The 11,565-nt window shown below is 59.4% G+C and carries 8 protein-coding genes and 1 pseudogene; 5 read left to right on the top strand and 4 right to left on the bottom strand.

Going from position 1 to position 11,565, the window contains the following annotated elements:
- Positions 1 to 8: 8 nt before the first annotated feature.
- The 3 genes from ACQY7U_RS20010 (at position 9) to ACQY7U_RS20000 (ending at position 4,517) form a co-directional block, all read left to right on the top strand.
- Positions 9 to 1,100: an aminotransferase class V-fold PLP-dependent enzyme gene (locus ACQY7U_RS20010; RefSeq protein WP_428648349.1), complete on the top strand. Its 1,092-nt coding sequence runs from the start codon at positions 9 to 11 to the stop codon at positions 1,098 to 1,100.
- Positions 1,101 to 1,208: 108 nt separating this feature from the next.
- On the top strand, positions 1,209 to 2,738 hold the full coding sequence (locus ACQY7U_RS20005; RefSeq protein ID WP_428648346.1) for a diguanylate cyclase domain-containing protein: 1,530 nt from the start codon (positions 1,209 to 1,211) through the stop codon (positions 2,736 to 2,738).
- 333 nt (positions 2,739 to 3,071) lie between these two features.
- Complete coding sequence (locus ACQY7U_RS20000) at positions 3,072 to 4,517, top strand: diguanylate cyclase domain-containing protein (RefSeq protein ID WP_428648343.1); 1,446 nt, start codon at positions 3,072 to 3,074, stop codon at positions 4,515 to 4,517.
- Between the two features lie 36 nt (positions 4,518 to 4,553).
- Here ACQY7U_RS20000 and gor read toward each other — a convergent pair whose 3' ends face one another.
- From gor to rpiA, 3 genes are all read right to left on the bottom strand, one after another.
- On the bottom strand, positions 4,554 to 5,930 hold the full coding sequence (gor, locus tag ACQY7U_RS19995) for a glutathione-disulfide reductase (RefSeq protein WP_428648340.1): 1,377 nt from the start codon (positions 5,928 to 5,930) through the stop codon (positions 4,554 to 4,556).
- 265 nt (positions 5,931 to 6,195) lie between these two features.
- Complete coding sequence (locus tag ACQY7U_RS19990) at positions 6,196 to 6,708, bottom strand: DUF2059 domain-containing protein (protein WP_428648337.1); 513 nt, start codon at positions 6,706 to 6,708, stop codon at positions 6,196 to 6,198.
- Positions 6,709 to 6,762: 54 nt separating this feature from the next.
- The gene (gene rpiA, locus ACQY7U_RS19985; RefSeq protein ID WP_428648334.1) at positions 6,763 to 7,455 is read right to left on the bottom strand and encodes a ribose-5-phosphate isomerase RpiA; all 693 of its coding nucleotides are present in this window, start codon (positions 7,453 to 7,455) and stop codon (positions 6,763 to 6,765) included.
- A 659-nt stretch (positions 7,456 to 8,114) separates the two neighbouring features.
- Between rpiA and ACQY7U_RS19980 the strand changes: the two genes are divergently transcribed.
- On the top strand, positions 8,115 to 9,758 hold the full coding sequence (locus ACQY7U_RS19980) for a methyl-accepting chemotaxis protein (protein WP_428648331.1): 1,644 nt from the start codon (positions 8,115 to 8,117) through the stop codon (positions 9,756 to 9,758).
- A gap of 109 nt (positions 9,759 to 9,867) precedes the next feature.
- Positions 9,868 to 10,551, top strand: a complete 684-nt coding sequence (gph, locus tag ACQY7U_RS19975; RefSeq protein ID WP_428648328.1) for a phosphoglycolate phosphatase — start codon at positions 9,868 to 9,870, stop codon at positions 10,549 to 10,551.
- A 49-nt stretch (positions 10,552 to 10,600) separates the two neighbouring features.
- On the opposite strand, the pseudogene ACQY7U_RS19970 reads toward gph, so the two are convergent.
- Positions 10,601 to 11,565, bottom strand: a pseudogene (locus ACQY7U_RS19970) (DUF4139 domain-containing protein); the annotation flags it as partial.

The raw sequence follows: 11,565 nt of genomic DNA, 5'->3' as shown, positions 1-11,565 counted from the left end.
CATCGCTAATGCCTATCCCGGTCAGCGATGCTCTGCATCAATACCTGCACCTCGAAGAGCGGGCCGGGGGGTATGAGACGGCCGCATTACAAGCAGACACTTTAGTCAACTTTTACGCAGCAACGGCCAGGCTGTTAAATTGCAGTCCGGATGAAATTGCGTTTGTCGAAAATGCCACCCGTGCCTGGGACATGGCCTTCTATGGCATCGATTTCCGCGAAGGGGACCGGATCGTCACGGGCCGTGCCGAGTATGTGTCCAACTATGTCGCCTTCCTCCAGATGAAACATCGCAAGGGCATCGAAATCGACCTGGTCGAGGACGACGCCAACGGACAGATCGATCTCAAGGCACTGAAGGCCGCGATTACGCCCAGGACGAGGCTGATCGCGCTGACCCACGTGCCGACCTTTTCGGGCCTCATCAATCCGGCTGAAGACGTCGGTGAAATCGCCCGGGCCGCCGGGGTAATGTATCTTCTCGATGCGTGCCAGTCGGCAGGACAGATCCCGCTCAACATCAAGGAGATCGGGTGCCACATGCTGTCGGGCACCGGCCGGAAGTATCTGCGTGGGCCGCGCGGAACCGGTTTTCTTTATGTCAGCGACGCGGTGCTGGATCAGGTGGAACCGCCCTTCATCGATCTGCAATCGGCGAACTGGATCGACGAGAACAGCTACGAACTCGTCCCGCACGCCAGGCGGTTCGAGACCTGGGAAAGATATGTCGCCGGTCAGATAGGACTGGGTGTGGCCGTCAGCTATGCCATCGGCTTCGGCATGGAGCGGCTCGGCAACCGGATCTGCGCCCTTGGCGCCCAGCTCCGCACGGAACTCTCTGCCGTCCCAGGCGTCACGCTCCAGGACAAGGGGCAGCGCAAGGGCGGTATCGTCACCTTCACCCTGGACGGTGAGACGCCCGCCCAGGTTCAGGCCCGCCTCGCAAAGGCCTCGATCAACGTATCCGTCAGCCAGGCCGGTTCCGCGCGGATCGATCTGCCGAAACGGGGTCTCGATGCGGTCGTGCGCGCCTCACTTCATGCCTTCAACACGGAAGGCGAAATTGAAGACTTTGTTAAGGCTCTCGGCAACTTTCACTAGAATTTCCCCACTTCGTGCCACGCTCCAACACGGCGTTAAACCCGACCTGCTAAACGCCCGAGAACACGGTTTTATGGGTCCTGAGCCCAGGTTCTGCAGGAGCCCCTCTTGGACAAAAGCACGGTAGCAGGCGCAGCAAACGATTATCCGCACCCGCAAAGCCCGGCAACGGGACGGCGGATCACATTCTGGATCTTTGGACTTGCCGCACTTCTGATCCTTCTTTCAACCGCGTCCCTGACATTCATCGCCCAGATGGCCTGGCGGGAAGCGGACAGGAGAGCGCTTGAAAGCGAACAAACGCGCATGGATCACACACTTCACGATCTGCATCGCCGGATTGTGAGAAACCAGATCGCCCTGGCGCAATGGGACATAGCCTTCGAGGCCCTGGGTACTCCTGTCGACCGCGACTTTATCGCGGATGAAATGATCGCAGACCTCTGGAATGACTATGAACTCGACAGAAGCTTTCTCTTTGCCAGAGACGGCACCCTGATTACCCAGGCCATCGAAGACAAGGTGCTGCTCGCCTCCGGTCCCCAAGCGGACTACAGCCGGGCGCGGGATCTGGCCAAAGAAGCCTTGCGGGCTTTTGAAGACAGGCAGAAAACCGCGGCATCCGCTTTCAGCGGCTGGTACATGCAGCAATCGTCCCTGATCGACATTGCGGCATCGACTTTCGGAACCATCGACGGCCGCCCGGCCTTCCTGAGTGCCGTTCCGATCCTGCCGGACAACGGCGATGTCGACCTATATCCGGATTATCCGGCGATCCTTGTCAATGCGGTCTATCTCGACGACGGCTGGATCGCGGAGCTGAACCGGCGGCTCAACTTCGAGCACCTGCATTTTCAAGCCGAGGCGCCCCGGCGGGCGCACCCGACCAATCATCTGGTGTACAGTGCCGACGGCACGGTGTTCGGCTACTTCAAGTGGGATCATGCCAGGCCGGGTCACCAGATCTGGCTCATGGCCCTCCCCCTCATCGTTCTGCTGGCCACCATCATCGCGGTGGTTGCCATTGCCGCGGCGACAAGGATCAGCCGCCTTACCTCCTCCCTGGAAGCCAGCGAACGGAGAAATCGTCATTTCGCCCGTCATGATGCCCTGACCGGCCTGCCCAACCGCCACCATTTCTCCGATTGCCTTGCCTATTCGCTCGACACGCTTCCCGAAAAGGCGTTCGCGATCTTTGCCTGCGACCTGGACCGGTTCAAGCCGGTCAACGATACCTATGGCCACGAAGCCGGCGACAAGGTCATCCGCGAGGTCGCGGACCGGCTGCGCACGCTTGCCGGGGAAGACGGCTTGGTTTGCCGGATCGGCGGCGATGAATTTGTCATCCTGTTCCCGAAGATATCCGACAAATCCTGCCTCGCAGCCATCGCTGACCGCATCAAGGCAGCCCTCGCCGCTCCGGTCGACATCGGCGGCGGCGAGACAGTCGAAATCGGCGTCAGCATCGGAATAGCCCGAGCCCCGGACTGCGGCTGCACGGAGAAGGATCTTTTCCGGATGGCGGACCTGGCCCTCTATCGCGCCAAGGACATGGGCCGCAACGGATTTGAATTCGCCAACCCCAACCTTGTGGGTGCGGATCAAGCCGGTTGGGAAGCGCATCGGAACGAATATTAATATAGCAAAAATTGCACTTCCAAAAACAACAACCAAACAATCTCCAATTTTCGGCAGATCGTTAAGCTATTTTTACTTTATGCACAACTCATTCCTCTCCCGTTCTTACAATCACGGATAATAAGGTCACCTATGGCCAAATAAGGTCACCTTTGGCCAAGTACACTTGATTGAAATTTCCGGATTGGGGAGGGCAGAACTACATATCCGGCACAGGTTTGTTAGGATTCCAGTTTGAAAGAGTTCCGGAGAAGATACAGCGACCGGGCCGCAAAGGTCCCGCGACAGCGGATATCAAGACTCGCCTTTCTCCTTGCGGGCCTGCTCATAGCTGTGACTTCGGCCTCCCTCGTCTTCATCGGTTTCGTTGCCTCGCACGCCTCCACGCAGCAGGCCTACTCAAACGAAATGCGCCTGTTCAGAAGCACGCTCGCGGACCGTATGCGTGCGGTCGTTCACGAACAGATCAGCATCACCTCCTCGGACCAGTCTGTCGCGAAGCTGGTTCGCACGTTTGAACCGGATTATGCACGGCAAAGCTTCTCGTCCCTGTGGTCCGACTATGGTCACAGCAAGATCATCCTGATTTCCGGCGACGGCGAGATCCTCGCCGAGTCCTTCGAGGAGGAGGTCCATTTCCTCAAACGGCCAGTCCGCGAAATTCCGGCCGCAGGCGTCGTCTACGACAAGTTGAAACGGCTTTACAAGCGCAACAGGGTTCAGGTCCCCGGCGGTTTCGGACACCGGTCGCTGCAAACTGTCGACCCCAGCGACTATGCCATCATGGGGTTCATCCGGATTGACGGAAAGCCTGCACTCTTCGGTGCCATGCCGATTGTGCCCGACAAGTACAAGACCCCCCTTCCGGACGGTCCGCCGACAGTTTTGCTTTCCGCACTTTTCATCGACAACCTGATGCTCAAGCGGCTGAATTCCCAGCTGAACTTTTCCTCGCTCCGGTTTCTGGACGGCGTAGCGCAATCTCCGGGAGCGCCGTTTCATCTGGTCTCGGGCCAGAACGGAGGAGCGTTGGGCACTTTCAAGTGGGATGGTCAGTCGGTGGGCGATTCCATCTGGCCGACAATCATTCCGGTGATTGTGGTCCTCAGCATCGCGCTTGCTGCATTGGCTGCCGGCATTGCCTGGAAAATCGGCCAGCTCACCTCCTCCCTCCAGGCGAGCGAACAGCAAAACCGTTATCTTGCGCTGCATGATACCTTGACCGGACTTGCGAACCGCCTTCAGTTCAACCGGGCGCTGGAAACAGCGGTCGACGCACTCCCCGAACGGCCTTTCGCACTCTTTCATTGCGACCTCGACAAATTCAAGATCGTCAACGACACATTCGGACATGGTGCGGGCGATACCGTCCTGAGGGAAATGGCCTCTCGCCTGAAAAACGTAGTGGGAAATTCAGGTCTGGTCTGCCGCATTGGCGGCGACGAATTCATGGTGCTCTATCACGGCTCGGCGGAGACGCCCAAGCTGCTTGCCCTATGCCGGGCGCTGGTGGATTCCGGCAGGATACCTGTTCAGCTCCAGGGCGATGACCTTGCGCAGGCCGGTCTGAGCGTGGGTGTTGCGCTGGCGCCTGAAAACGGGGAGACGGCCGAAGAAATCGTCACCTGTGCGGATGCGGCCCTATACGAGGCCAAGCATGCCGGGCGCAACCGATACGCATTTTATGAAGACACAGAGGGGACGAAACCAGGCAGCCCCCTGTCCTTTTCCGGCAGCAATGCCCCCGTCCCCCTGCCGCGCGCGGGCAAGGCAGTCTGAAGACCATCCTGCCCGCAAAACGGATCTCTTTGTCGATCAGCCACGCAGTCTTTCCGTCGGTTCCCGCATTGTCACCAGTTCCTCGGCGGCCGTCGGGTGCACGGCAATTGTCCGGTCGAAATCGGCCTTGGTCGCCCCCATCTGAAGCGTGACACCGAGGATCTGGGCGAGTTCGCCCGCATCCGGCCCCACGATATGCACGCCCAGAACCCTCTGGGTTTTGGCGTCGACGATCATCTTCATGAGCATCTTCTCGTCCCGGCCGGACAGCGTATGCTTCATGGGCCGGAAGGACGATTTGTAGATGTCGAGATCGGGTGTGCGTTTAAGTGCTTCTTCCTGGGTGAGCCCGACCGTTCCCATTTCAGGCTGCGAGAAAACGGCGGTCGCAATCAGGCTGTGATCGACCGTCCAAGGGTTTCCGCCGAAGACCGTGTCTGCGAAGGCGTGGCCTTCACGGATCGCAACCGGTGTCAGATTGGCGCGGTTCGTCACGTCGCCTACCGCATAGATGTTATCGACGTTCGTGCGTGAATCCGGCGTGACCCTTATCGCTCCGGAGCCATCCACTTCGACCCCCGCCCTCTCGAGACCGAGATCCCTGGTGTGCGGATTACGGCCGATCGCGAACATGATCCGGTCGGCAGAAAGGATCTTGCCGCCGCTTGTTTTGCCAAGCAGAGATCCGTCGGGCATCTTGTCGATACTGGCGAAAGTGTCGTTGAGGATGACCTTGATCCCCTTCTTCTCCATTTCCTGACGAACCGTGGTTCGCAGGTCCATGTCGAAGCCGCGCAGGATTTCCTCACCGCGGTAGATCAGGGTGGTGTCGACGCCCAGACCGTTGAAAATGCCCGCAAACTCGACAGCGATATAGCCCCCGCCCGAGACCACGACCTTCCCGGGAAGCTCGCTCATGTGAAAGGCTTCGTTCGAGGTGATGACATGTTCGCCGCCCGGCAGACCGCTGTCCACATTCGGGGAGGCGCCGACGGCGATCAGGATGTATTTCGCCGTGACAGTCTGTCCCGTCGACAGCAGACGAACGGTATGGGCGTCCTCAAGGACAGCCCGGCTGTCGTGGACTTCAACGTTTGTCCGTTCCAGATTCCGCCGGTAAATCCCTTCGAGCCGCGTGATTTCCTGGTCCTTTGCCGCTACCAGCTTTTGCCAGGAGAAAGTTCGTTCGCCAACCGACCAGCCAAACCCTTCCGCGTCCTCGAATTCTTCGGAAAACTTCGAGGCGTAGACAAAGAGCTTCTTGGGAACACATCCCCGGATCACGCAAGTTCCGCCATAACGGTATTCCTCGGCAATACCGACACGCGCCCCGTGTGTTGCCGCAATCCGCGCAGCGCGCACGCCGCCGGAACCGCCGCCGATAACAAAAAGATCGTAATCGTAGTCGCTCATCAACGCCTCTGCTTCCTGTTTCGCAGCCTGAAGGCTGCTTGCCGCACCTGCCCGCTGCCGTTCCGGGCAGTCGCCATTGCGGAGAATTCGAACCCGCTTCCCAGATAAGCCGTCAGGCGCGGCAAACAAGGTCACCGTTGGCGGATGCGGTCCTGCTGCTGCTCCCGGAAATGCCGCCTCGAACGAATTGGGCCGCTTTCGCGGCCCTCAAGCCGGTTTGAACCCGGCTTCAATTCTTTGTGTGGCTATGGCCGGAAGCCCTGCCTTACTGAGCCTGCTTCTTGGCGAGTTCTTCCTGCACCATCGTCACCATTTCCGTGGAAATCATGTCCTGCCACTCCCTGGCGGCATTGACGGAAAACACGGTGATGTTCGGAATGGTCTGGGTCAGTTTCTGGCCAAGGTCGGTGCTGTAGAAATCGGCAAGCTGATTGAGTTCATCCTCGGTGAACGCTTCCGCCCAGGCGTTGTAGACCTTGTTGTTCAGCTCGGCGCGCTTCGACGCCAGCTCCAGGGCCACGTTCTGCGTTACGTCGATGATTTCCTCGGCGCGTGTCGGATCCGACTGAATGAAGGCGGTACGGGTCTGCTCCGCCAGAAGCGGCAGAATGTCGTCGAAAGGCTCCAGAACGCGCGTTGCCGCGGCAACTTTCCTGGCGGCAGCCAGATGACTTTCGGAAATGGCGTCCTGAGCGAATGCTCCGGTTGAAAGAAATCCCGTGGCCATCATGGCTGCGCCCAATACAGCGGCCCGCGGGAACATATTTACAAGCTTCATTTTTCTACTCCTAGGCGGCTTTCATCGTGAGCCTGGAATGCTTCATCCAAACCGTTAGACGGGCCAAACGGTCTTTACCCCATCTGCGCCAGCCACGTAAGCTTTTGTTGCAAGTTTAATGAAAAGGCCGTGCTCGACGACACCCGGGATTGCCACCAGGCGGTTCGCGAGAGCCTCTGTTTCATTGATTTTCTGTAGACGCGCGTCCAGAATGTAGTGCCCGCCGTCGGTGACGAAGGGCTTCTCCGCCCCTCCCCGCAGCTCAAGCGCCTGCGGCAGGCCGAGGTCCGCCAGCACACCAAGGATCGCGCGTTTCGTCGCTTCCAGGCCGAAAGGCACCACCTCGATCGGCAACGGAAACTGCCCGAGCGCTTCGACCTGCTTGCTGGCATCGGCAATGACGATCATCTGTCCGGAAGCGGCCGCCACGATCTTTTCGCGCAGCAACGCGCCTCCACCGCCCTTAATCAAATTAAGTGCAGCGTCCATTTCATCTGCCCCATCCACCGTCAGGTCGAGCTCTGGCAATTCGTCCAGCGTTGCGAGCCTGATACCGAGTTCGGTCGCGAGTTTCGCCGTCCGTTCCGACGTCGGCACGCCGATGACGTCCAGACCGTCCCGGACGCGCTTCGCAAGCGCATGGACGAAGAATTCAGCCGTCGAGCCTGTGCCAATTCCGAGCCGCATCCCGGAAGATACATCCTCCGCCGCGCGTTCTGCGGCTTCCTTCTTAAACTGGTCGCTCATCTGTGTTCCTCTGGCATCCTTGCTGCCGCCACTCGCGAACGGGATCATACGGACTGACCGTCCCGTTCGGGCCGCCGGGTGCTTAGCATGGCCGGCATCTGCCGGTCCAGTGACATTCCCCCAGTTCGCGGGGGAAACCGGCTCAATGGCCCGAAGCACAAGGGGCACCTTGCAGAAGAAGACAAAGTACGCGCTTTCGCGGGAAGAACTCCTGCAACCAGGACCAGTTCCACCAACCCGGGTGTGGACCCGACTTTGCCAGCGCGCGTTCTAGACTAAAGTTGAAGCGCCCGCGTTACCCGGACTGTTGCCCGGCGAAAGCGGACTTACGCATCTCACAACACCACACCTCCAAAATTCCATAAATAATTACGGCCACTTACTCGAGATTCCGGACTCGACTAACATGTAACGTACCCAACCGTCCTCTTTCGCTCTTCATCACCGGATCCACTCTTCATTAACCATCATTTTAGAATGCCTCCGGATAATGCTTGAAATCTTCTGGAGTTGGGAAAGCACAGAATCAGATGAATATTCTTCGACTTAGACCGCGACAGAAACTTCACGCCGGCATTATTGAGAGTCCTCTTCCGAACCCTGAGGAAGCGGACCATGCGTCACCAGACGATCCGATAGAAAACAATGCCGCCAGCCGGATGGGATTCGTGCTGGACAGCCTGGAAGACGACCTGCAAGTCGCGGCAAAGGCGATCGGGACCGCCGCGGAAAAGGTTCAGGATCAACTCGACAACCAGATGAAAAAGCTCGAGACGATCCGTAGCGACAGTCAGTCGCTGGTTGACCAGTCGGCCATTGCCGACGAAAACGCTTCCGGTCTTGCCTCCTCGCTTCAGGAACTGTCTGCCTCCAGCAGTGAAATCGGCAATCAGGTCGGCGTATCGAACAAACTCGCGGATGAAGCCCGGGATGTTGCCGACCAGGTGAACCAGGGCGTGATGGAGCTGAAAAGCGCCATCGACGCCATCGCCAATGTGGTCAGCCTGATTTCCGACATCGCAAAACAGACCAACCTTCTGGCCCTGAACGCAACCATCGAGGCCGCCCGGGCCGGAGAAGCAGGGAAAGGCTTTTCCGTCGTTGCCAGCGAGGTCAAGGCCCTTTCCGTCGAGACCCAGTCGGCGACGGAGCAGATCGTGGCCAATATCGAAAGGCTGAACGTTTCAGCGGAAAACAGCCTTGGCTCGGTCAATCAGATCATCGACGTCATCGGCAAGATCCGACCGAGCTTTGCCGCCGTTGAGGAAGCGGTTCAGACACAGGTTGAAACCACCGACCGCATCGGCGGCCAGGCGCAGCAGACGGCCGATTTCGTCCAGGAGGTCGTACGCAAGGTCAACATGATTTCAGGGTCCGCCAGCGCGGCGGAGGAAGGCGGCATGGTCGCCCGCGAAATGGGTTCGGAAATGAGCGCTGCCGCACTCTCTCTCCAGTCGCGTTTCACCATGATGGTCAGGCAGACGGAAATCGGCAACCGGCGCCGGCACGACAGGCTCCCGGTCAAGATCGGCGGCACGGTGACGATCGGTTCCGCGGTTGCCCGCATCGAAACCCATGACATTTCCGACGGCGGTGTCCTGTTCAAGTCGGAAAACGCGAACTTTCTGAAAGCCGGCTGCTCCGGCAGCCTGGATCTCGTCGGCATCGGCCGTGTCGGCATCCAGGTCGTCGCCATCACCGATTCCGGCTTTCACTGTGCCTTTTCGGATCCTGACAGCCGGTTCCGGGAAGCGTTGAACAAGAAGATTGCCGAGTTCCATGCCTCTCACGCCAGCGAGGTCGCCTGTGCGACGGAAGCCGCGTCTCGGATCACCGCGGCGATGGAAAACCTTCTGACCAGCGGCAGGCTCACACAGGACGATCTCTTCGACACCGACTATCACCCCATAGAGGGAACCAATCCGCTACAGGTTTCCACCCGTGCCCTCACCCAACTGGAGCGGGTTCTGCCGGACATCCAGGAGGACATTCTGGGACGCAGCCGGAACATGGCCTTTTGCGCGGCGGTCGACCGGAACGGTTATCTGCCTGTTCACAACCTGATCTATTCCAAGCCGCAAAAGCCGGACGATCCGGCATGGAACACGGCAAACTGCCGCAACAAGCGCATCTTCGACGACCGGGCCGGCCTCAGCGCAGCACGGAACACGCGCCCGGTCCTGATCCAGACCTACGCCCGCGACATGGGCGGCGGCAACGTCGTCTGGATGAAGGAGATCGACGTTCCGATCCTTGTTCAGGGACGCCATTGGGGCGGCTTCCGCACGGCCTATAAATTGTAATCTTGCAGCAGGCCATCCGGCTCATGCGGAGGATATCGGCCGGAATGAACTTGCAGGGCTGCGCCGCACCGGGTAGGCAGGAACCGGTTGGATTGCTTCCGGAGGTTTCATGTCTGTTCTGATTTTCGATCTGGACGGCACGCTCGTGTCTTCAATGGAAGATCTCGTCGCCACACTCAACGTGGTGATGGTCGAGGCCGGACATGCAGCCATCCCGCAGGAACATGTCGCCAACATGGTCGGGATGGGCGCCAAGGTGCTCATCCAGCGCGGGCTCGAATTCAACGGTGTTGCCTGGTCAGACGAGACGATAACCCCGCTTTTTGCCCGTTTTCTGGAGCATTATGCCGCCAACATCGCGGTCCACACCAGACCGTTCGACGGCGTCGTTTCCGCGCTGGAAGAGTTCCGCAAGGACGGCTGGAAGCTGGCCGTCTGCACCAACAAGGCGGAACGGCTGACCCTGCCCCTTCTGGCCGAACTCGATCTTGCCAAATATTTCGACGCCGTCGTCGGCGGTGACACCTTCGCGGTTTCAAAACCGGATGCGGAGCCGGTCCATGGCGCCATCCAGCGCGCCGGCGGCGAGATTTCCGGTTCCATCATGATCGGCGACAGCGTCACGGACATCAAGGCGGCCCGCAATGCAGGCATTCCCGTGATCGCCGTCGACTTCGGCTACACGCCGGTGCCGGTCGTGGAGCTTGGACCCGACAGGGTGATTTCCCATTTCGACGAACTGGCGGCAGCCGTCGGAGAACTCGCCAGAACGCCGGAAGACATGACGGGTTAAGGCTGCAAGGAGGCTCCAGAGCTTCCCCCGGCCCGGTCAATCGAAGCGATCAGAACGTCCGGATCGCTTCGCCGAGGGTTGCCCGGATTTCGTCCTGGCGCTGCTTCAACGCATCGTAATCAACGTCGATCCTTTCGATACGCATTTCTGACTCCGCCAGCTTGCGGGCGGCGCGCTTATAAAGATCGGCACCCGGCTCGACAGCAGCCAGATTGGCGCGATGGCGCTGTTGATCCCTTGTCTCCTCGTCCTTCCGGGCCCGCAATTGCTCCATCTGCCGCTCGACGTTGGAAATTTCCGCGCGCATCTTCGCCAGGTCCCGCAGTTTTTTCGCCGTTTCCGCGTCCGGCGAGCGCGTTGCCAGGTTGAGAAGGCCCTGCTCGTCGGTGGAAACCAGCGCATGCACTTCGGACAGGGTTCGCTCGGATACGGCCGTCACGGTCTCCGTCTTGCCCTTCGCCACCTCGACCTTCAGACGGTGATGGGTCGCAGTCGTATCCATCTCCTGCGGGGAGGAAAACGTGAACCCCTCCAGTTTTGGATGCTCGATGATGACGGTGCGATCCGCGTCCGGCGCACCCCGGACCGCATATCTGGTAGAGGTGCGCTGACGGACGGTCGCCGTCAGCAGCCCGTTTGCCACCTTGACCGACGTGATCGTGTTTTGAGGTTCGACTGTCTTGGCAATCAGTACCTTCCGGTCTGTCGCGAAGCTTGCCATACGGCTTTCACCGGACGGCATGCCATTGATCTGGGCGTCGCCGACATAACCTTCCTGGGCGTCATAGACCGTCAGAATGCCCTTCGGCAGGCTGGTGTCGGTTTCGTTGTCGATCAGGATCGCGGCGACGGGATGCTGCAACCCGCTTTTCGGCTGGAACACGGAAACGGCTTCCGCGGAGACGATCCTGTCGACGATCGGCGCGGAAAGCGTTTCGCCGCTGTTCAGGTTGACAGGCTGCGGCAAGATGAAGGCAGCTGTGACAGCTCCCTCCTGGGCTTCGCCTGTACTGG

Origin of the sequence: Roseibium sp., assembly GCF_050301095.1 — a bacterium.
Classification (GTDB): Bacteria; Pseudomonadota; Alphaproteobacteria; order Rhizobiales; family Stappiaceae; genus Roseibium.
Note: the sequence above shows the minus strand (reverse complement) of the source record. Positions and strands in the feature narration are given on the sequence as shown.